The 20,785-nt window shown below is 71.9% G+C and carries 18 protein-coding genes and 2 tRNA genes; 13 read left to right on the plus strand and 7 right to left on the minus strand.

Annotated elements, in window-relative coordinates; genetic code table 11:
* Positions 1–44: 44 nt before the first annotated feature.
* Complete coding sequence (locus tag ACGF3A_RS29895; RefSeq protein ID WP_393733493.1) at positions 45–578, plus strand: MarR family winged helix-turn-helix transcriptional regulator; 534 nt, start codon at positions 45–47, stop codon at positions 576–578.
* Here ACGF3A_RS29895 and ACGF3A_RS29900 read toward each other — a convergent pair.
* From ACGF3A_RS29900 to ACGF3A_RS29910, 3 genes are all read right to left on the minus strand, one after another.
* Positions 557–1,441, minus strand: a complete 885-nt coding sequence (locus tag ACGF3A_RS29900) for an SMP-30/gluconolactonase/LRE family protein (RefSeq protein WP_393733494.1) — start codon at positions 1,439–1,441, stop codon at positions 557–559. The two genes, ACGF3A_RS29895 and ACGF3A_RS29900, sit on opposite strands and share 22 nt — an antisense overlap.
* A gap of 61 nt (positions 1,442–1,502) precedes the next feature.
* Positions 1,503–2,726: a helix-turn-helix domain-containing protein gene (locus ACGF3A_RS29905; RefSeq protein ID WP_393733495.1), complete on the minus strand. Its 1,224-nt coding sequence runs from the start codon at positions 2,724–2,726 to the stop codon at positions 1,503–1,505.
* 3 nt (positions 2,727–2,729) lie between these two features.
* A complete protein-coding gene (locus ACGF3A_RS29910) occupies positions 2,730–3,098 on the minus strand; it encodes a hypothetical protein (protein WP_393733866.1) in 369 nt (122 codons plus the stop codon).
* A gap of 318 nt (positions 3,099–3,416) precedes the next feature.
* Here ACGF3A_RS29910 and ACGF3A_RS29915 point away from each other — a divergent pair, with 318 nt between their 5' ends.
* The 9 genes from ACGF3A_RS29915 to ACGF3A_RS29955 all read left to right on the plus strand — a co-directional run bounded on the left by ACGF3A_RS29915 (position 3,417) and on the right by ACGF3A_RS29955 (position 15,963).
* On the plus strand, positions 3,417–4,400 hold the full coding sequence (locus ACGF3A_RS29915; RefSeq protein WP_393733496.1) for a DUF3068 domain-containing protein: 984 nt from the start codon (positions 3,417–3,419) through the stop codon (positions 4,398–4,400).
* Positions 4,401–4,677: 277 nt separating this feature from the next.
* A complete protein-coding gene (locus tag ACGF3A_RS29920) occupies positions 4,678–5,913 on the plus strand; it encodes a glycosyltransferase family 4 protein (RefSeq protein ID WP_393733497.1) in 1,236 nt (411 codons plus the stop codon).
* Between the two features lie 7 nt (positions 5,914–5,920).
* Positions 5,921–6,649: a class I SAM-dependent methyltransferase gene (locus ACGF3A_RS29925; RefSeq protein ID WP_393733498.1), complete on the plus strand. Its 729-nt coding sequence runs from the start codon at positions 5,921–5,923 to the stop codon at positions 6,647–6,649.
* Entirely contained in the window at positions 6,646–11,160 is a 4,515-nt protein-coding gene (locus ACGF3A_RS29930) for an alpha-(1->3)-arabinofuranosyltransferase family protein (RefSeq protein ID WP_393733499.1), read from the plus strand. Before ACGF3A_RS29925 ends, ACGF3A_RS29930 begins: the two co-directional genes overlap by 4 nt.
* Positions 11,157–12,671: a condensation protein gene (locus tag ACGF3A_RS29935; RefSeq protein WP_393733500.1), complete on the plus strand. Its 1,515-nt coding sequence runs from the start codon at positions 11,157–11,159 to the stop codon at positions 12,669–12,671. The genes ACGF3A_RS29930 and ACGF3A_RS29935 overlap by 4 nt, the downstream gene beginning before the upstream one ends.
* The gene (locus ACGF3A_RS29940) at positions 12,668–13,516 is read left to right on the plus strand and encodes a methyltransferase domain-containing protein (RefSeq protein ID WP_393733501.1); all 849 of its coding nucleotides are present in this window, start codon (positions 12,668–12,670) and stop codon (positions 13,514–13,516) included. Before ACGF3A_RS29935 ends, ACGF3A_RS29940 begins: the two co-directional genes overlap by 4 nt.
* Complete coding sequence (locus ACGF3A_RS29945; RefSeq protein ID WP_393733502.1) at positions 13,516–14,949, plus strand: DMT family transporter; 1,434 nt, start codon at positions 13,516–13,518, stop codon at positions 14,947–14,949. Before ACGF3A_RS29940 ends, ACGF3A_RS29945 begins: the two co-directional genes overlap by 1 nt.
* On the plus strand, positions 14,939–15,184 hold the full coding sequence (locus ACGF3A_RS29950; RefSeq protein WP_393733503.1) for a Trm112 family protein: 246 nt from the start codon (positions 14,939–14,941) through the stop codon (positions 15,182–15,184). The genes ACGF3A_RS29945 and ACGF3A_RS29950 overlap by 11 nt, the downstream gene beginning before the upstream one ends.
* Complete coding sequence (locus ACGF3A_RS29955; RefSeq protein WP_393733504.1) at positions 15,181–15,963, plus strand: FkbM family methyltransferase; 783 nt, start codon at positions 15,181–15,183, stop codon at positions 15,961–15,963. Before ACGF3A_RS29950 ends, ACGF3A_RS29955 begins: the two co-directional genes overlap by 4 nt.
* Here ACGF3A_RS29955 and ACGF3A_RS29960 read toward each other — a convergent pair.
* Entirely contained in the window at positions 15,960–17,075 is a 1,116-nt protein-coding gene (locus ACGF3A_RS29960; RefSeq protein WP_393733506.1) for a Ku protein, read from the minus strand. The two genes, ACGF3A_RS29955 and ACGF3A_RS29960, sit on opposite strands and share 4 nt — an antisense overlap.
* 30 nt (positions 17,076–17,105) lie before the next feature.
* On the opposite strand from ACGF3A_RS29960, the gene ligD reads away from it, so the two are divergent.
* Complete coding sequence (gene ligD / locus ACGF3A_RS29965; protein ID WP_393733507.1) at positions 17,106–18,017, plus strand: non-homologous end-joining DNA ligase; 912 nt, start codon at positions 17,106–17,108, stop codon at positions 18,015–18,017.
* Positions 18,018–18,080: 63 nt separating this feature from the next.
* On the opposite strand, the gene ACGF3A_RS29970 is transcribed toward ligD, so the two are convergent.
* Positions 18,081–18,377 carry a YtxH domain-containing protein gene (locus tag ACGF3A_RS29970; RefSeq protein ID WP_393733508.1) on the minus strand — a complete coding sequence of 99 codons (297 nt, stop codon included), beginning with the start codon at positions 18,375–18,377 and terminating at the stop codon, positions 18,081–18,083.
* Between the two features lie 155 nt (positions 18,378–18,532).
* On the opposite strand from ACGF3A_RS29970, the gene ACGF3A_RS29975 reads away from it, so the two are divergent.
* Positions 18,533–18,605 (plus strand) — tRNA-Asn (locus tag ACGF3A_RS29975).
* 200 nt (positions 18,606–18,805) lie between these two features.
* Positions 18,806–18,879: transfer RNA gene (locus ACGF3A_RS29980), tRNA-Ile, on the plus strand.
* 95 nt (positions 18,880–18,974) lie between these two features.
* On the opposite strand, the gene ACGF3A_RS29985 is transcribed toward ACGF3A_RS29980, so the two are convergent.
* Together ACGF3A_RS29985 and ACGF3A_RS29990 are read right to left on the minus strand one after the other, a co-directional pair.
* On the minus strand, positions 18,975–20,057 hold the full coding sequence (locus ACGF3A_RS29985; RefSeq protein WP_393733509.1) for a CU044_5270 family protein: 1,083 nt from the start codon (positions 20,055–20,057) through the stop codon (positions 18,975–18,977).
* Entirely contained in the window at positions 20,054–20,686 is a 633-nt protein-coding gene (locus ACGF3A_RS29990) for an RNA polymerase sigma factor (RefSeq protein WP_393733510.1), read from the minus strand. Before ACGF3A_RS29990 ends, ACGF3A_RS29985 begins: the two co-directional genes overlap by 4 nt.
* Positions 20,687–20,785: the final 99 nt, after the last annotated feature.

Genomic DNA, 20,785 nt, shown 5'->3' on the forward strand with positions numbered 1-20,785 from the left:
ACCTCGATATTTCACCTTGTCAAGCATTCGAGTACCCTGGAGGCATGGCAGACCGCTCTTCAGCCCGCACCCGTCCCGCCGACGCGCTCACCCTCGAAGTCCTCGAGCTGGTCGGCACGGTCGTCGCGCGCTATCACGAGGAGTACGAACTGGCCGCGGCGGAGCACTCGTTGACCGGCTCCCAGGCGCGCGTGCTGGCGCTGATCTCCCGCGAGCCCACCCCCATGCGCAAGCTGGCCCAGCGGCTCAAGTGCGAGCCGTCGAACGTGACGGGGATGGTCGACCGGCTGGAGCAGCGCGGCCTGGTGGAGCGGCGGGCCGACCCCGCCGACCGCCGGGTCAAGGTCGCCGCCGCGACCGACGAGGGCCGCACCACCGCGTCCCGTCTCCGCAGCGCTCTCGACTTCGCCGGTGAGCCCCTGGCCGAGCTGACGCCCCTGGAGCGCACCCTGCTGCGCGATCTGCTCAAGCGGATGCTCGGACAGGCGCCGGAAGAGGAGGGCACCCCGCAGGGCGTCGGTACCGGGGCTGGCACCGGTACCGGCCCCGGGGCCGCTCAGCCCGCGAAGGCGGACTGAGCCACCCCCTCGCCCGCGCCGGGCAGCACCAGCAGGGCGCCCGCCAGGGGCTCCGCCGCCGGTTCGACGCCCACCCTCGCCGAGGTGACGTACAGGTCGGTGAGATCCGCGCCGCCGAAGGCGCACGAGGTGGGCCGCCGCACAGGAAGCCGCAGCTCCCGGTCGAGCGTGCCCTCGGGCGTGTAGCGCCGCACGGCGCCACCGTTCCAGAGCGCGACCCATACGCAGCCCTCGGCGTCGACGGTGAGCCCGTCGGGGCGCCCCTCCCCCTCGGCCATCCTCACGAGGGTGCGCCGCCCGGCGACGTCGACGCCTCCGCAGCCGCCGCCGTCACCGCACACGTCGAAGACGTCGATCCCCTCGGTCTCCGTGTCGACGAAGTACATGAACCGTCCGTCGGGGCTCCAGCCGATCCCGTTGCTGAGGGAGACCTCCGGCAGCACCGTGACCGCCGTCCCGTCGCCGCTCACGCGCGTGAGCGTCCCGGCGCCCGGAGCGTCGGCGTCGGTGATCGTGCCTGCCCAGAGGGCCCCGTCGGGCGCCACGGCCGCGTCGTTGCCGCGCCTCCAGGGCCGCGGGTCGTGGTGCAGCCAGGCGAAGGAGCGGCCGTCCGGCCCGTAGAGCCCGACGCCGTCGCGCAGGTTGACCACCAGGCCGCCGCCCTTGCGCGGTTTGGCCGCGCCCACGCGCTGTTCGGCCACCATGACCGTACGGGCGCCGCTCGCGGGGTCGTAGGTGTGGATGCGCGCCTGGGGGATGTCCACCCAGAGCAGTCGCCGTTCCACGGGGTCCCAGGTCGGGGCCTCGCCGAGCAGCGCCCCCGGGTGGGCCGCCACCTCCGGTACGACTCGTTCCGCCCGCACCGGCAACGCCCTCCCCTGGTCGATGGATCCGTACGGCCACGCCTCCACCCGTACGGGGACGTTATCCCAGCTCGCCGCGGAGCCTCATCGAGCGCAGGACCAGCTCCAGTTCGAAACGGCTGTCCGGGTCGTCGATGTCGTCGCCCCACAGCTCACGGATCTGGCGCAGCCGGTAGCGCACCGTCTGCGGGTGGACTCCCAGCCGCCCCGCGACCTCGGGGGCGCCGCCCCGGGTCTCCAGCCAGGCGAGCAGGGTCTCCGCCAGGCGGCGGCTGTGCGTGGGCCCGCATTCGGCGAGAGGGGCGAGCCGGTGCCGGGTCAGCCCGGCGATGAGTTCCTCCGGGGGCAGCAGGACGAGCGCCTCGGTGTGCTCCGTGCAGTACAGGAGCTCGCCTCCGGGCAGCAGTCCTCGCTCCATCAGGGCGACGGCGGTCTGGGCCCACCGGAGCGACTTGACCGCGTCGGCGAGCGGTACGGGCGGACCGACCGCCCCGGCCCATCCGGTCGTCGCCCTGCGCAGCAGTTCCGTGCGGCCCGGGGCCTCGGGTTCGGGCACCACCATGCGGGGCTGTTCGCAGTCCATGTCGAGCAGGACCTCGTCGCCGACGGCGGGCGGTACGGCCGACCGCGCGGGCCGTACGAGCACGGCGACGGCGACCGTACGGGGCACGCGCCAGCCGATGCGTGCCGCGCGGTCGGCGAGCAGGTCGGAGGGCTCACCGGCGGAACGGTGGTGATGGTGCTCGGAGAGCAGCAGGTCGAGCAGGCGCCGCTGGAGGCGCAGCCGCTCCCCCGCCTGCCGGGCCGCCGCCTCGGCGTAGCCCCGTACGGACTCGGCGACGAGCCCGTCGAGGTACTGGAAGCCCGACTCGGCCAGTTCGTACATCGCGGGCGGCGGGATCTCCATCTGGGTGCCGATCTCGGCGAGCCTGCGCCAGGCGAGGCGGATGCCGAGGCGGTAGATGGCCTGGAGGGAGTCCAGACTGCGCCCCTGGAGCACCTCTCCGCGCCCGAACTCCTGGAAGACCTGCGGCGGCACGTGCGGGGCCTCCAGGCCCGTCGCCAGGTGCTCGACGAAGTGCTCCAGGGCGCGGCGGATGCCGATGAGGGCCATCGGTTCGCCCGAGTCGTCCAGGACCAGCGGGAGCCCGGGGTACTCGCGCCGGATGGCGCTCAGGATGTCCTCGGCGAGCACGGGCACCTCGGCCATCGCGCGCTCGGAGAACTTGCGCACGCGCAGGGGCGGGACGTCCTGCCAGGCCGATCGGACCGGAGCGGCCTTCACGGATCACTCCCCCGGTTCGGGCGAGGAGCCGGAGCCGGATGCTCCGCCTCCGGGCTCATCCGGGGAGCCGCTCCCCGAGGGGTCCGCCGAGTCTCCGGCCGCCCCGCCGGGCGAGCTCTTCGGCGAGCCGCCGGGAGACGCGCCGGGGGAGCCGCTCGGCGACGCACTGGGCGACCCGCTCCGCGACGGCGAGGCCGACGGCAGCGCGGACTCCAGCCCGGGCACCTCGTCCGGCGACGAGTGGAACTGCACCAGGGGAACATTGGGCTGGTCGGGAGTCGCGTTCAGCGCGGCGACTATGCCGAGGCCCGCGCCGACGGCCAAGGCCGCGGCGACCACACTCGTGAGTGTGGCGGCGAGGAGTCTGTGCATGGCGGCGGCGAACCTCTCTTCGTGAGTGCCGTGTGTGCCGTGACGGCCGTGTCGGTCGTGCTGGCCAATGCGGGCCGCGCGCACACGGCCCTGCGACTCCGCCCCCGGAGCCAACCCCTCTTGAGTTGCCGAGTGTCGGTAACCATTGACTCCGTGTCAAGGGACGGCCTACGGTTTCCCGCCCATAAGGACCGTACCCACGAGTACCCCACGCTCTCCACGGCCCGTCCTTCGTTCGCGCACTTCTCTGCCGCAGCACCGCACCTGCCCCAGGACCACCCCTGACGCAGGACAAGACCACCCTCGGAGTGCCCCGCCATGCGCCGTCACGCTTCGCCCCTCGCCCTGGTTCTGCTGGGCCTGGGTGTCTTTCTGCTCGTGCTCGCACCGATGCTCGCCTACTACGTCGAGCCACGTGCCAAGCGGAATCCCACGGACATCAACATCACCTCGATCTTCAAGGGCAAGGGGAAGTACTTCGACCAGGGTGAGCTGAAGACCAAGAACGACCAGAAGCTCACCGTCACGCGGCGGGTGCTCGGCAACGTCTCGGAGAGCGAGAAGAGCGGCCACGCGGTGTGGGACGTCTCACAGACGATCGACAACCCGAAGACGGTCAAACTGGATGATCCACGCAAGTCGTTCCAGTGGACGACGGAGCGCTGGGTGACCGACCGGAAGACCAACCTCCCGGTGCGCTGCTGCAAGGCGAAGCCCGCCGAGGGCAAGGAGTTCAGCGGCGAGGCGTACCTGAAGTGGCCCTTCGACGTCGAGAAGCGCGACTACACCTGGTGGGACAGCACCCTGGGCGGCACCGTCCCCCTGCACTACAAGGGCAAGGCCAAGGTCCGCGGACGTGAGGGCCTGCGCTTCACCGGGACCGTCAAGGCCAAGCGGGCGGGCTCCCGGCAGGTGCCCGGGATGCTGGTGGACCGCCCCAAGAGCGGCCAGGTCTTCGCCGAGCAGTGGTACTCGAACTCCGGGCTGGACTTCGTCGTGGACGAGCGCACGGGCCGCATCCTGTACGCCGCGACGGGCCCCCGGATGACGCTCCGCGCGCCGGGCGGCAAGAAGGACAAAGTGACCCTGCTCGACAGTGACAAGCTCGCGTTCACGGCCAAGACCCAGCAGGAGGCGGTGGACCTCGCGAAGGACGACAACGACCGCCTGGAGCTGGTCAGCAGCACAGCCCCGCTGGGCGCCGTCATCGCTGGTGGCCTGTGTGCCGTGGCCGGTGCGGTGCTGGTGATCAGGGGCAGGCCGGCCCGTGGCACGGCCCCCGCTCCCACGGGCCAGATGTGACGGGGACATGTGCGCGGAGCACTCCGTGAACCACGAGGAGAACCACGGAGAACCGAACATGTCGCTTACACGGACATCCCTCGGAGCGCGAAGTGATGAAGTATCAGTCCAATTCCGCGCCAAAATTGTCACTCCGGTGAGTAGCCACCCGCGAACGGCGCGACCAACACTGAGCCATCCAACGTGCACCGCCCCCGCACACCCCCTGCGCACAGCCCCCGCACCGCGCACGCAAGGACTGGTCCCTACCGCACCCTGAGAACGAGTTGGAGCACGCATGCCCCAGCACGTACGACACTCCCTGGTCCCCCCACACGGCCCCCACGCCGCCTCCGCGCCCGTCGCGTCCGTCCCCACCGGCGCGTCCCACCGCAGGCAGCGTGCGGCCGATCCAGGGTCCCCGCGCCGCATCGTGTTCCTGGCACGGCGTGATCTCGGCAATCCGGCCGCAGGCGGCTCCGAGCTGCTCATCGACCGGATAGCCGACGGACTCACCGCTCACGGCCATCAGGTCACCCTCCTGTGCGGCGGACCCGCCGCCTACCGCGACTACCGCGTCGTCTCCGCAGGGAGCGACGCGGGTCACTTCCTGCGTGCCCGCAAGGCGTTCGCCCGGCAGATCGGCGACTGCGACCTGCTGGTCGAGGTCTGCAACGGCATGCCGTACCTGGCGCCCCTGTGGCACCGGGGGCCGACGCTCTGCTTCGTCAACCATGTGCACACCGACCTGTGGGGGATGCGCTATCCCGCACCGGCCGCCCGCCTGGGGCGCCAGCTGGAGCACTGGGCCCTGGCGCACAACCACCGCGACAACCTCAAGGTCGCCGTCTCCGGGTCCACCGCCGAGGCGCTGAACCATCTCGGCGTCCCCTCGGACGAGATACGCATCGTCCACAACGGCGTCGAGGATCCGGGCCCGCTGCACCCCAAGTCGTCCGAGCCGCTGTTCCTCGCCATGGGCAGGCTCGTCGAGTACAAGCGCATAGACCTGCTCCTGCGGCTCTGGGAGCGCGTCAGGCCCGTCACGGGCGGCCGCCTGGTCATCGTCGGCGACGGGCCCGAGAGAAGCCGTCTGGAGGCCATGGCGGGCCCCGACGTGACCTTCACGGGGCACATCAGCGAGGGCGAGAAGCATCAGCTCCTGTGCCAGGCGTGGATGCTCCTGCACCCCTCGCTCGTGGAGGGCTGGGGCCTGGTCGTGACCGAGGCCGCCGCGCGGGGCACACCCGCGATCGGCTTCGACATCCCCGGGCTGCGCGACTCCATCGAGGACGGGGCCACCGGGCTGCTCGCCCGGGGCGAGAGCTCCTTCGCCGCGCACTGGTGCGCGCTCGCCCTGTCCACCGAGCGGCGCGAGGCCCTGGGCCGCGCCGCCGAGCGCAGAGCCGAGCGCTACCGCTGGGCGAACACGGTACGGAGCTTCCGTGCCGTCGCCGCCGAGGCGTACGCTCGTGCCTCGTCGGCCAAGGCGTCCCCCCACGCTTCCCCCCAACCGATCTCCGTTGGGCGGTGATACGACCGTGCGGGACCCCTCTATCCGAAGATCTGTCGCGCTGTTCCGTGCCTTCATGCAGGAACAAGCCGACCCGGAACACTGCTACGGCCTGCTCGCGCGTGACGCCGCGCAGCAGGTCGAGAAGTACGTACCGCTGAAGGACGCCACAGTCGTGGACATCGGCGGCGGCAGCGGGCACTTCACCCAGGAGTTCCGCCGCAGGGGCGCGCAGTCGTTCCTGTTCGAACCGGACCCGGACGAGCTGTACGGGCACGGGCGTACACCCGAGGGCGCGGTGGTGGCCGACGGCTATCTGCTGCCCCTCGCCGACGGCACGGCGGACGTGACCTTCTCGTCCAACGTGCTGGAGCACGTGGCCGACCCGCAGACGTTCCTGTCCGAGATGGTGCGCGTGACGCGCCCGGGCGGGCTCATCTACGTGTCGTTCACCAACTGGTACTCCCCCTGGGGCGGTCACGAGACCGCTCCCTGGCACTATCTCGGCGCCGAGCGCGCCCGTGACCGCTACGAGCGGCGCACGGGCCGCGCGGCCAAGCACACCCTGGGCGAGAACCTCTTCGCCGTGCACATCGGGCCCACACTCCGCCACGTCCGCTCGCGTGACGACGTGCAGATCGTCTCGGCCCGCTCCCGTTACTGGCCCTTCCTCGCCGGTGCCATCACCCGCGTACCGGGGCTTCGGGAGTTCGCCACCTGGAACCTCCTTCTCATCCTCCGGCGGTGTCCCTCATGACCACGACCGTCCAGGCGCCTCCCCAGGCCCCGGCTCCCGCCCCCGAGCCCGCTCCCCCTCCGGAGCGGCCGCGGAGCCGACGCTGGCTGATCGGCTTCTGGGCGGTCGTCCTCGTCGCCTTCCTGGCCAAGTCGCCGGGGAAGATGACGTTCGAGACCAAGCTGGGGGTCGCCACCGACCCCTGGCAGTTTCTGGGCGACCTGGGGCAGCTCTGGCACGACAGGGGCGGCTTCGGCGGGATCGCCGACCAGTACGTCGGCTATCTCTTCCCGTCCCTGCCGTACTACGCCCTGACGGACCTGCTCCAGATACCCACCTGGCTGGCGGAGCGGCTGTGGATGTCGCTCATCGTCGCCGCCGCCTTCTGGGGCGCGCTGCGGCTCGCCGAGCGGCTCGGTGTGGGCACGGCCCAGACCCGGCTGTTCGGCGCCGTGGTGTACGCCCTGTGGCCGACGTACACCATCGTCGTCGGCTCGACCTCCGCGGCCGCGCTGCCCGGCGCCGTGCTGCCGTGGGTGCTCCTGCCGCTGACCTCCGTCGTGCTCTCGCCCCGTGTGGCCGCCGCCCGTTCGGCACTGGCCATCCCGTTCATGGGCGGCGTCAACGCGGCCTCGACGCTCGCCGCGCTGCTGCCCGCGCTGCTCTACGTCGCCAGCCGTACGGGCCGCAGGCGCAAGACCCTGCTCGCCTGGTGGCTGCCCGGCGTGATCCTGGCGACCGTCTGGTGGTGGGTGCCGCTGCTCCTGCTCGGCGCGTACGGCGAGGACTTCATGCCGTACGTCGAGAACGCCCAGACCACCACGGGCACCATGTCGGCCACGGAGATGCTCCGCGGCGGCGGCAACTGGACCGCCTACCTGCACTTCGGCGAGCCCTGGCTGCCCGCGGGCTGGACGGTGGCCGCGAGCTGGCTCGCGATCCTGGGCGGCGCGATCGCCGCGGCCATAGGACTGGCCGGGCTCGCCCGCCGCGACCTGCCCGAGCGGCGCTGGCTGGTGCTGACCGTCGTCACCGTCACCGGCATCATGCTGGCGGGCTACGCCGGGGCCCTCGGCGCCCCGTTCTCCGAGGACGTCCAGGGCTGGCTGGACGGCTGGCTGCGGCCCTTCCGGAACATCTACAAGTTCCAGCCCGGACTCGCCCTGGCGCTCGTCCTCGGGCTCATCCATCTGACAGGGGTCGCGCTCAGCACAAGAGGCACGAGACCGCTGCCCGGACGGCGCGCGATCCTGTGGGTCGCGGTGCTGGCCGTCCTGCCCGGACTCTGCCTGCCCTACGCGAACGGTGACATCCTCCAGACCGGTGCCTTCAAGAAGCTGCCCAAGCACTGGGAGCAGACGGCCGACTGGCTGGAGGAGAACTCGCCCCACACCCGCGCCTACGTGACCCCCGCGACGGCGCACGGCATCTACACCTGGGGCGCCCCCATCGACCAGCCGCTGGACGTGCTGGCCAAATCGCCCTGGGCGCAGCGCGACTACGTGCCCTTCGGCACGCCCGGCAACCGCAGGGCCACCGACGCGGTCGAGCAGGCCCTGATGAGCGGCGGCGAAGTGCCGGGCCTGGCCGACTTCCTGGCCCGCGCGGGCCTGTACGACGTGGTCGTCCGCAACGACCTCGACCCCGACCAGATGGGCTATGTGCCGCCCCAGACGGTCAAGCAGACCCTGGAAGCGTCCGGCTACAAGAAGGTCAAGTCCTTCGGCCCGGAGCTCACGGGCGGCCGCATCCCCTCCAACACGCCCCTCCAGGTCGCCGGTTTCTACCCGCGCCAGCGGGCGGTCGACATCTACGAGCCGACGAAGACGGAGCGGCCCAAGGACGTCGCCCTGAACCCCGTGTCGAAGACCGCCCAGGTGAGCGGCGGGCCCGAGTCCCTGCTGCCCCTGGCGGGCGACGACCGGCTCAAGGGCCGTCCGACCGTGCTGACGGGTGACAACCACCCGGGTGTCGCCAAGCCGGACCTCCAGGTCAACGCGGACGGACTGCGCCGCGCGGACACCCGTTTCGGCCTGCCGAACACCAACACCTCGTACACGTACACCGCGAACGAGAAGAACCATCCGGACAGCCTTCAGGATCCCGGGAAGAAGCCGAAGCAGATCCTGCCCACGGAGGGCAAGGGGCACCAGACGGTGTCCGTGCTGCGCGGCGCCAAGTCCGTGACGGCCTCCAGCAGCGGCAACTGGCTCTTCCATCTGCCCCAGTTCGACCCGGTGGGCGCCTTCGACGGCAACCCGGACACCGCCTGGGCCGAGGGTTCCGCGGGCGATCCGGTCGGACAGTGGGTCCGTGCCGACTTCAAGGGGACGGTCGACATTCCGTCCACCCTGAACGTCACGCCCCTTCCGGCCGACCAGACGCGCGCCGCACCCACGCGCGTACGGATCGAGACGAACCACGGCAGCAAGACGAGCGCCCTCCAGACCACCGGCAAGCAGCAGCAGGTCGCGGCGCCCAAGGGCGCGGCACGCTGGCTGAAGCTCACCATCGTCGGCTCGCAGAACCCGCGGCCCGGACTCTCCGGTGCGGGCTTCTCCGAGATCTCCATCCCCGACACGCAGGTGACGCGGCTGCTCAAGCTGCCGACCGACGCGCCGCGCGGTGCCTCGGACAGCGAGCTGATCTCGCTGCACCGGGGCGACGACCCGGGCGGCCTCTCGCCGGTCTCCGCCGAGGTCGGGCTGCACCGCCAGTTCACGACGGAGGAGTCGACCGACTACGACGTACGGGCGCGCGCCCTTCCGGTGCCCAGCGACGAACTGGACGACCTGCTGGACGAGGTGTCCCCCGGCTCCCGCGACAGGGTGAGGGCCACCGTCGACTCCACCGCCAAGACCGGCCGTTCGCTCGGCGGGCGCAACCTGGTGGACGGCAACCTGTCCACCGCCTGGATCGCCGGGGAGAAGCCGACGATCCGGCTGCGCTGGCCGGAGAAGAAGGAGGTCGACGAGGTCGTCCTCGCCGCGGCCGGAGGCATCTCGGCGGCGGCGGAGGAGGTCCGGATCACCTCTCCCGACGGTGCGACCACGGCCGCCGTGGACAAGAACGGGCAGGCCCGGTTCGAGGGGATCGAGACCGACCGGATGACCATCACGGTCACCAAGACGAAGCCCCTGACCGTGCACAACCCGATCGCCGACAAGAACCTCCAGCTCCCCGTCGGCCTCAGCGAGGTCTACGTGCCCGCGCTGGAGGAGTACCGGGTGCTCGCGCCCGACCCGGACGAGAAGTTCGAGCTCCCCTGCGGCAAGGGCCCGATGCTCGCCGTCGACGGCACGCTGCACGCCACCAAGGCCGAGGGCAAGGTCCGCGACCTGACGCAGCGGCGTCCCGTCGACATCGAGATGTGCGCGGGCGAGGCACGGAACGGCAGCCTGGAGCTGGACGCGGGCACGCACACCGTCGAGGCCGGCGACAGCGGCCCCCTGGCGCTCACCGACGTGACGCTCGGCCGGGGCGACAGCGGAACGGCCACGGACGCCTCGTCCGCGGGCACCGACGCCGAGCAGGCCGCGGCCGCCGACGAGCGCGAGGTCACCACGCACGACTGGCGGGGCGACGAGCGCACCGTCGAGGTCGGCGACGGCCCGGCCTCGTACCTCCAGACGCACGAGAACGCCAACGAGGGCTGGAAGGCCACTCTGAACGGCAAGGAGCTGACCTCGCTCCGTCTGGACGGCTGGCAGCAGGGCTTCCTCGTCCCGGCGGGCGAGACGGGCACCGTCAAGCTGGAGTACGAGCCCGCGGGCCTGTACGAGGGCGGGCTGTTCGCCGGTGGCGCCGGGATCCTGGCGCTGCTCGGGCTCGCGTTCGTCAAGAGGCGCGGCGGCAGGCCCCTGGGCGACGACGACACCGAGGTGCCGCCGCCCGGCCTGGTGCTCGGCACCGTCGTGCTCACCCTGGTCGTCGCGCTGGTGGCGGGCCCGTACGCGCTGGTGGTGCCCGCGCTCGCGGTGCTGGCCAGGTTCAAGCCCTGGGTGCTGGTGCCTGTGGCCCTCGTGACCATGACCGGCGCCGGGGTCCTCGCCGCGATCAGCGCCGGTACGGCCATCGACGAGGGCAAGGGCGCCTTCGGGCACGCCGCGCAGGCGCTGGCGCTGCTCGCGCTGGCCGCGGCGCTGGTGACGCTCCCGTGGCGGGAGCGCGAGCCGGACCTCGTGGCCCAGCCCGCGCCGACGACGCCCGTCTTCGGGCCTCGTCCGCCGGAGTTCGGCGGGCCGCAGCTGCCGCAGCCGCCCGTGCCGCCTCAGACGCCCGCGCAGGCCCCCGCGCCGCCGCCACCCGCCGCGCCCCCTGCCGGGACGCCCACGGCGCCCCCTGGGCCGCCCACGGCCCCTCCGGGGACGGGTGCGGGGACGCCCGGCGCGACCGGTGACGATCCGTCGACGACGCGGCTCGGCAAGGTCACCCCGCCGCCGGGGAGCCCGGACCTGAGCAAGCCCGACCGCGGGGACGGGTCGGACGACGCGAACTACTCGCCGGACCAGGGGGAGGAACCCACTCCATGACGGCACCGCATCGAGGCATCGGGGACAGAGCCGCCGGGGAGCCGGAGACACCGGGCTCCCGGGACGGCGGCCTGTCCGGCGTGCCGGACGACGGCGCGCACGGCGGCGGGAAGGGCGGGGACGGCCACGACGGTCCGCGCCCCTCCCCCGCCGCCCCGGCCCCGCGCGGTCCCGAACGGCGCATCCCCTTCCCGACGGTCGACGAGATCACCCGGCACTGCCTCACGGACGACGAGCCGGAGACGGTGCACGTGGAGATCCACCTGCCGTCCCGGCCCGAACCCGACCGGCTGCGCGCCGCGTTCGCCGAGGCGATGCGGCGCCATCCGCGCATCCTGATGCGCGAGGCGCCCACCCGCTGGTGGCGCTCCCGGTACGAATGGGTGCTCACCGGCGAACCGGACCGCGACCCCGTCTCGTACCCGGGCGGCACCCTGGAGGAGGCGCGGAAGCGGGCCATCGCCGACTGCCCGTCCCTCGACGCCTCGCCCCCGTTCCGCGCGGAGGTCATCGAGCACGAGGGCCGCTGGGTGCTGCTGGTCACCATCAACCACACCGCGCTGGACGGGCCCGCCTGTCTGCGCGTGGTCGCCACGGCGGCCGAACTGTACGGCGGCGCGGACAACTCCCCCGCGCCGCCGCCCGTACGGAAGCCCGCCCGTGCCGACGGCACGGAGGGCAAGCACGCGGACCCCGAGCCGTCGACGTCCCACTGGACGCGTCCGGCACGGGTCGCCGCGGACACGCTGCACCCGGGAGCGCCGGGCAACGGCATGCTCATCGCCGACCTGCCGGTCCCGGCCCGGCCGCCGCGCGAGCCCGGGAAGCCCAGCCCGTACACGGTCAACGACCAGCTCCTGGTCGCCACTTGGATCATGGTCGCCCGCTGGAACCGGCTGCACGAGGAGCCGCAGCGGCCGGTGCGCATCACCATGCCGGTCGACGACCGTCCGCGCACCATGGAGATGCCCATCGGGAACGGGACGCGCCTGGTGGAGGTCACGTTCGGCGCGGAGGAGCGCGAGCTGCACGACACGCTGACCGCTCCCGGCGCCCCGGACCGCGCGGCCATCGCGCGCATGCTCCGCGTGACCTCGGCCCGTACGCGCGCCCTGAAGGCGGCCAACAGGCCCCAGCTCGGCTTCAGCGGCGACCTGCTGACGGCTCCGGTGCTGCCCATCGGGCTGCGCGCGTGGGGCATCCGGACGCTCCGGAACTCCGCGGGTCCCTGGGCCTCCAGCACGCTGCTGTCCAACATCGGACGCATCCCCTATCCGCTCGACTTCGGGGACGCGGGCCGCGCGGAGGCCGTCTGGTTCTCCGCTCCGGGGCGCATGCCGCGCGGCCTGTCGGTCACCACGGTCTCCACGGGAGGACGGCTCCAGCTCGCGCTGCGCTGGTCGCACGCCCGCCTCGACGACGCCGCGGGCAACCGTCTGGGGGCGCTCTTCTCGCGCGCCCTGGACTCCACGGCGTACATACCGGACGAGCAGGAGGGAGAGGGCCGATGACCGGAACGGCGACGAACGACTCGTCTCAGACCGAGACCGATGCCACGACCGGAACCGGTGCTGATGGCGGGACAGGTGCTGATGGCGGGACAGGTGCCGACGCCGGGGCCCGCCCCAGCAGTCTCCAGCAGCTGTACGAGGACCCGCAGACGCCCGTCGCCTCCGGGCCCGACAGGTCGCGCCGTCAGGCGGCGATCCTCGCGCGGGCCCTGGGCAGCACTCCCGGCACCATCCTGGACATCGGCTGCGGGGACGGCACCGCGGCGGCGACCGCGTCCCGTACGCTCCACCGCCACCGCATCGTCGGCGTCGACTGGTCGCAGGACGCGCTGCGGCGTGCCTCGGACCATTTGACGGCCGTGCGGGGCGAACTGTCCGAGCCGGGGCTGCCGTTCCGTACGGGCTCGGCCGACGCGGTGCTCTTCTCCGAGGTCATCGAGCACCTGGTGGACCCGGACGCGGCACTGGACGAGCTGCACCGTGTGCTCCGTCCAGGCGGCCATCTGCTGCTGTCCACGCCGAACCTGGCCGCCTGGTACAACAGGGCGCTCCTCCTGTTCGGCACACAGCCCGTCTTCTCCGAGGTGTCCCTGCGCGGCATCCACGGCCGTCCCGGCTCCCAGGTGGTCGGCCATCTGCGGCTGTTCACCGCGCGGGCGCTCCGGTCGATGCTCCCGGCCGCCGGGTTCGAGGTCGTCCGTATCACCGGCGCCCCGTACCACGACGTGCCCCGTCCGTTCCGTCCGCTGGACAGGGCCGCGTGCCACGCGCCGTCCCTGGCCTCCATCCTGCTCGTGCACGCGAGAGCGGTAAGCCGACCAGGCCCCGCGGAGGGCGCCCTCTGATGCTGTGGGGCGTCGCGGCGGCCCTGGTCGCCAATCTGCTCTTCAGCGCGGGCTTCGTCATCGAGAAGCGGGCGCTGTCCTCCCTGCCGCCCCTGTCCGCGGGACGTCCCGCGCGACTGGTGCTGCACCTGCTGCGCAGCCCCCTGTGGATCGTCGGGGCCGCGTCCCTGCTGCTGGGGTTCGCCGCGCAGCTCGCGGTCTACCGGACGCTGCCTCTGGTCGCCGCGCAGGGGCTGTTCGTCACCGGCCTGGTGATGCTGCTGCTCCTGTCGACGTTCTTCCTCGGGGAGCGCGCGAGCGGCCGCGAACGGCAGGGCATGGTGGCGATCCTGGGCGCCCTGCTGATGATCGTCTTCTCCCTGCACAACAGCAAGGAGACGATCAGCCGGATCGCGCCCGTCCCTGTCCTGCTCATCATCTGCCTTCCCTCGCTCGCGCTGGGCGTAGGGCTGTTCCTCTCTGCGGAGCGCCGTTCCAAACGGCGGCACCGTCTGCCGACGGCCGGGGTTCCGTACGGCGTCGCCGTCGGGTTCCTCTACGGAGTCAGTTCGCTCGCCATCAAGGGCGTGGCCGGGATGCTCGACTTCGCCGACCTGACCGGTACCGCCAAGGCGCTGCTGACCTCGCCGTATCCGTACATCCTGCTCTTCACCGGCTCGACGGGGCTCGTCCTGTCGCAGACGGCGCTCCAGCGCTGCCGCGCCTCCCTGATCGTCCCGGTGTGCACCACCGTGAACTTCCTCTACGCCACGGTCAGCGGCACCGTCGCCTTCGACGAACCGCTGCCCTCCGAGCCCCTGCGGCTCGGCCTGCGGCTCGGCGGCGCGGCGCTCGCCATCTCCGTCCTGGTCTCCCTGCCCCGCCACGAGCCGGAGGCGGTGCCGAACCCGGACGGGAGCGGTTCCGGTGACAGCAGTGGCAGCGACAGCGGGGGCGGCGAAGGCGACGGGGGCGGCGGAGAACCTCGCGCCGGGGACGCGCCGGAGGACGCACTGGAGGACGGCTCCAGGGCCGGTCCGGACGCGGTCGACGGGCCGTCGGAAGGGAGCTCGGAAACCCGCGACGTTCCCGAGCCCGAGGCCGAGCCGGAGCCGGAACTCGGGCATGAGCCCGGGAACGAGCCCGAGCCCTCGGTGCCGGGCGCACGGGGCCCCCAGGACTCAAAGGACCCAACGGACCGCACGGACCGAACGGGCCCAACGGACCGAACGGGCCCAACGGACCCAACGGACCCTCTCAAGGCCGGGAAACAGCGGCAGAGCGCCCGGGAGAGGAAGACCGGGGCCGCCGACCCCGGCGAGGGGCCGCAGCGCCCCAGGAAGGCCAGGCCGCACGAACCCCCGGCCCTCCCGCCAGCCGGCCGCCCGCTCTCCGCGACCCTGCCACCAGTCCAGCCCGAGAAAGGCACTGACCATGCCCCGCATGTCCGCTGACGATCCCCTCCTCAAGATCCTCGCCTGTCCCCTCGACAAGGGCCCGCTCACTCTGCTCCAGCCCGAAGAGGCGCTCTACAACCCCCGCCTGCGCCGCCGTTACCCGATCGTGGACGGAATACCGCAGCTCCTCCCGTCCTCCGGCGAACAGGTCGGGGACGAGGAGCACGCCCAGTTCCTCAAGCGCGTCGACGGGCCCGACACACCGGACGCCCCGGAGGACCACCCCTCATGACCCTCGCTTCCCGACTCGGCCCGCATCTCCCCGGGGCCCTGCTGACCCGCGCGACCGACCTCCTCTACCCGCGCTTCGAGCCCGAGCTGCGTCACCTCGCGGACTTCTGCCCGCGCGGCGGCACGGCCGTCGACATCGGCGGCTGGTACGGGCCGTGGACCCGCCGTCTCGCCCGGCGGGCCGACCGCGTGGTGACCATCGAGCCCGTCCCCCATCTGGTCCGCCATCTGCGCGCCGCGGCGCCGCCGAACGCGGAGGTCCTCCAGGCCGCGGCGAGCGACCGTTCCGGCCGCGCCACCCTGTGGCTGCCACCGGACGGACGGGGCGACCGCGGCGTCTCCTCGCTCGTACGGCGCGAGGTGCACGACACGGCGCTCGACGTGCCGTGCCTCCCCCTGGACGAGCTGGGGCTCTCCGACGTCACCATGCTGAAGATCGACGTCGACGGCAGCGAACTCGCGGTCCTGAACGGCGCGGAGACCACTGTCAAGCGTGACCAGCCGGCGCTCTTCATCGAACTGGAGCTGCGCATCCAGCCGCTCGCGCCGGTCCTGTCGCTGCTCTCCTCGCTCGGCTACGCGGGCTGGGTGCTGCCCTCCCGCGACTGGCTGCCCCTGGAGGACTTCGACCTGGAGGCACATCAGCAGCGCACGGCGCATGTGGCGGAGCACGGCCTGCTGCGGCGTTCCCTCGCGCCCCACCGCCGCTACGTGAACTCGGTCCTCTTCCTTCCGGAGGGCCGCCGCCCGGGACCGGCCTCCGGGACCGCGAACGGTTAGGCGGTCTTCTTCGTCCGCGCGCTCGCCGTGCTCTTCTTCGCGGACGTCTTCTTGGCAGCCGTCTTCTTGGCCGTGGCCTTCTTGGTGGCCGCTGCCTTGGAGGACGCTGTCTTCTTCGCCTTCGCCGGAGCCGCCTTCTCGGACGAGGAGGACGCGGCCTTCTTAGCCGCCGCCTTCTTGCCGGAGGCTGCCGTCTTGGCGGAGGCCGTCTTCGCGGGGGCGGTCTTCTTCCCGGAGGCGCTCCTGGAGGCCGCCTTCTTGCCCGCTGCCGCCTTCTTCGCGGAGCGCCTGGTGGACAGCTCGTGGACGGTCGCCTCGCCCTCCCCGCGGGTCCCCTTGGCCTCCTTGACGCTCTTCTCCAGGACCGCCATGAGGTCGACGAGCTTCCCCGAGCCCTCCCCCGCCCCGGCGCCCTCCTTGGGGGCGCTGGGCTCCTTGCCGGACGCCTTCTCGGCGACCAGCTCCTCGACTGCTGCCCGGTACTCGTCGTGCAGCTCGTTCCAGTCGAGCTCCCCCAGCGTCTCCATGAGGGTGTCCGCGAGATCCAGCTCGGCGTCCCGTACGGTCACGCGCTCCTCCGGGGCGACCCCGCTCACCGACCGGATCTCGTCGGGCCAGAGCATCGTGTGCAGCGCGAGCGCGTCCTCGTACACCCGGAGCATCCCCAGGCTCTCCCTGCCGCGCATGGCCAGCTTGGCGACGGCCACCTTGCCCGACCGGGTCAGCGCCTCGCGCAGCAGCACATAGGGCTTGTCCGCGCTCTGCCCGTCCGCCGCCAGGTAGTACGAGCGGTCCAGCTGGATCGGGTCGATCTCCTCTTCCGGGACGAACCCCAGGATCTCCACGGTCTTCGCCGTCGGCAGCGGAAGGGCTGCCATGTCCGCGTCGGACAGCAGTACGGTCGTACCGTCGCCCGACTCGAAGCCCCTGCCGATCTCGTCGCGCGGGACTTCCTCCCCGTCCAGCTCGCACACCTTCCGGTATCGGATCCGGCCGCCGTCGGCGGTATGCACCTGGTGGAAGGAGACGCTGTGGTTCTCAGTGGCGGAGACCACCTTGATCGGGATCGAGACCAGCCCGAAGGAAATGGACCCTTTCCAGATGGAACGCATACTTTGTCCCTTCTATGGGACTCTCAGGGTATGCCGCACACGGAGATCGAGGGTCACCGTCTCTCCCTCAGCAACCTCGACAAGGTGCTCTATCCGGCGACGGGCTTCACCAAGGGTGAGGCGATCCACTTCTACGCGTCGATCGCCGGCACCCTCCTGCCCCACCTCGACGGGCGCCCCCTGTCCTTCCTCCGCTTCCCGGACGGCGTGGAGGGGCAGAGGTTCTTCACGAAGCACGTTCCGCGCGGCACGCCCGACTGGGTGACCGTGCACGAGATCACCGTGGCCAGCAAGACGCCCATGCACCAGGTCTTCCTCCAGGACGAGGCGTCTCTCGTCTGGGCGGCCAATCTGGCGGCCCTGGAGCTGCACACCCCGCAGTGGCGCGTGGACCGCCAGGGAATGGCGGACCGGCTCGTCTTCGACCTCGACCCCGGCGAGGGCGCCGACATCCTGGACTGCCGCACGGTCGCCTCCTGGCTGCGCGACCGCAGCGCCGAGGACGGCGTGACGCTGCTGCCCAAGACCTCGGGCTCCAAGGGGCTGCATCTGCTCGCCCCCATCGAGCGCAGGGACGCGCTGGACGTGTCGGCGTACGCCAAGCAGCTCGCCCGCGAGGCCGAGGACGCCCTGCCCGACCTGGCGGTCAGCAAGATGTCCAAGGACCTGCGCTCCGGGAAGGTCTTCGTGGACTGGTCGCAGAACAACGCGGCCAAGACGACGGCGGCGCCCTACACCCTGCGCGCGAAGGAACGCCCCACCGTCTCGACCCCCGTGACCTGGGACGAGCTGGACGCGGCGGACTCCGCCGACGACCTGGTCTTCGTCACCGCCGACCTGCCGCCCCGCCTGAAGTCCTACGGCGACCTGCTCGCGCCCCTGCTGACGGGCCCGGGCTCCAAGGGCGGGAGCGTCCGGGCCCGGCTGCCCAAGGCCCAGTGAAGCCCCGGAGAGACCCGGAGAGGCCGGTGCGGCCTCACAGGCATCTCCCGGCCGGCCCCGGGCTCATTCGTCGTCGGCCGGGCCCCTCGCGGGCGCGTTCCGCCGCTCACCGGCGGGGCCGAACCTGTCCGTCACCGCGTCGGGCAGCCGGTGGCCGACCTTCTCGCCGACAGCGCCCACGGTCTTCGCCGCGGCCCGCCTGCCCGTGAGCGCGGCGGACTCTCCCACATTGCGGACGGCCGGGTTCTCGGCGATCCTCCGAGCGCTCTTCCGGAGCTGCTCGTAGCGCTCACGCCCCGCTCGCGTGCCCAGCACATAACCGACGGCCAGTCCCGTCACGAACGTGAGCCGGTACCGCATGGCCAACCCCTTCTCTCGGCTCCCGGGGTGCGTCGCCGTGGCGGTTGCCGTGGCGGCGGCAATACCGATTTCGAAGCACCCCCTGGCATGCGCTAATGTATTCCTCGCCGCAAGGGAACGCCCCCGGGAACGGGGTGCGGATCCGGGCGAAGCGGTCCCGTGTAGCTCAATCGGCAGAGCAGCCGGCTGTTAACCGGCAGGTTACTGGTTCGAGTCCAGTCGCGGGAGCACCACCCAAAAGGGCCCCTCCGAGGGGCCCTTTTCCTTGTTCTGCCCTTCCCCGCAGGGAAGTTGGGCCCGAGCGGGAACCGATCACCCCCTGGCCGGGGTCCTCACCTGCGTAGATCCCCCCCGGCACGGGCGGCAGATCGTATGAGCAGCTATGCTGCGGCAGACGGCGCGTACAGATGTGCGCGGTGCGCCGTTTCGGGGCGGTAGCTCAGCCGGTTAGAGCAGCGGACTCATAATCCGTCGGCCGTGGGTTCGAGTCCCACCCGCCCCACCGAGCACGGCAGTGCAGAATCGATCTGACCTGCAGAAACGTCCCTTCGGGGACGTCTCTGCAGGTCATTTTCGTCTCATGCCGTTCGGTGTCGTTCAGCTCTTCCGCGAGGCGGACCGCTGCAGCTCCTCGTCGACGATCGCACGCTTGGTGACGGCGCTGGTGAAGGTGATGGTGCCGCGCTTGATCAGCTTGTCCTCGGGCTCGGGGTTCCTGCCCTCCTGCACCTTGACGTTGCGCTCGCCGAGGAAGGCGTGGGTCTTCTTGTCGAAGATCCACTCGGCGCGCTCGCCGCTGACCTTGTCGAGCCTGGCCACCGCGACCCCGTGCCGTCCGGTGACGTCGGCCGCGTCCTCGACCATGACCACCCCGGGGATCCTGGCCGCGGCCTTGTAGAGCGCGGCCTCCACCCCGGGGGGCGGGTATGACTCGCCGATCATTTCCCCGATCATCTCGAAGGCCGCCTGGTCACGGCTGTTGCCCTCCCCCTTGGACTCCTCGTAGATGTGCTTGAGCAGCGCCTTGGGGTCGGTGGGCAGCTTGGCGAGGCTGTTGTAGGCGTCCGAGCCCGCGTACGGCCCGTCCAGGGACTCGCCCGCCTCGGGGCCGCCCGGCGCGACCAGCCGCCCCTTCTTCCCGTCCGGCGACTCCCAGACGTGCCGCTCGTACGGCTCGTCGCTGACGACCCTGTGCTTGTCGCCGGACGTCTTCACATGGGTCTCGGCCACCATGGACTTGACGTAGAGGAACTGATCCTGGCGCGGCTTCCCGCTGTCCGTCTCACCCGCCGCCAGGGAGATCCGGTCGAGCAGCTTGCCGGCGCCCTGGGTGCTGGCCTGGCCGACGTTCGTGGTCAGCACCGGGCCGGTGGCGACGCCGGGAGTCGTGTCCTCGCTCTGCCCGACGAGCACACCGGTCACCATCGCACCGGCCAGGGCGCACGCCGCCACGGGCACCAGGAAGGCCGGACGCCGGTACCAGCCGCGCCGCGCACGGGGAGCCGCGGGAGAGGGGGTGGTGGCGGTGGGGGCGGTGGCGCGGGTCTCTTCGTGGATCTGGGCCATCAGACGCTCCTTGTGGAACTCGTGGCGGCCCGCAGGCAGATCCCGCTCGACCGGCGGCAGGAGCCCCTCGGTCTCCTGCCACTCTGCCGGACGCGGCGTAGGGGTGGCGTTCATCGGATTCCTTCCCGTTCGGACCGGACCGCTGTTGCGCGATCACCTCTTACCTGTCGAGGTGGCGGATCGAGTTCCCGTTCGCTTCCGGCGAGTTGGACGTCCGCGAGTTTCCGTAGTCTCTTGCGGGCCCGGGAGAGCCGGGAGCGGACCGTGCCGACCGGGACGCCGAGGGCGGCCGCGATCTCCGTGTACTCCATGCCCTCCCACAGACACAGCACGAGAACCTCGCGCTCGGGGCGCTTGAGGGAGGCCAGGGCGCGCAGTGCCGCGTCGATCCGCCGCCGGTCGTCCACCCGTCCGGCCACTTCCTCCGCGTGGTCGGGGATTTCGACCGCCCCGGCGCCGTTGGCGGCGGCCGCGGCGGCCGCCGCCCGGTAGCGCCGGTTGCTGCGGCGGCTGCCGCGCGCGACGTTGGTGGCCACTCCCAGCAGCCACGGCCGCAGCGATCCCCCGTCCGCGTCGACCTTCCCGCGCAGGCGCCATGCCTCCATGAAGGTCGCCGACATGACGTCTTCGGCCATCGACCAGTCGGCCGTCAGCCGGAAGGCGTGGTTGTACACAGCCCGCGCGTAAGCGTCGAAGAGCTCCGCGAAGGCTCCGGGATCGCCGTCCCGTATCCGAGTACGCATATCTGTGGTCACTCCTGTCCCCTGTTCAGGAGCCCGCAGCGAGTTCCCGTGACCTGCGTCACACACTCTCAGGCCTTCCGTCACGGCGGGGACTGTCAC

The organism is Streptomyces sp. NPDC048172 (assembly GCF_043202595.1).
Classification (GTDB): Bacteria; Actinomycetota; Actinomycetes; order Streptomycetales; family Streptomycetaceae; genus Streptomyces.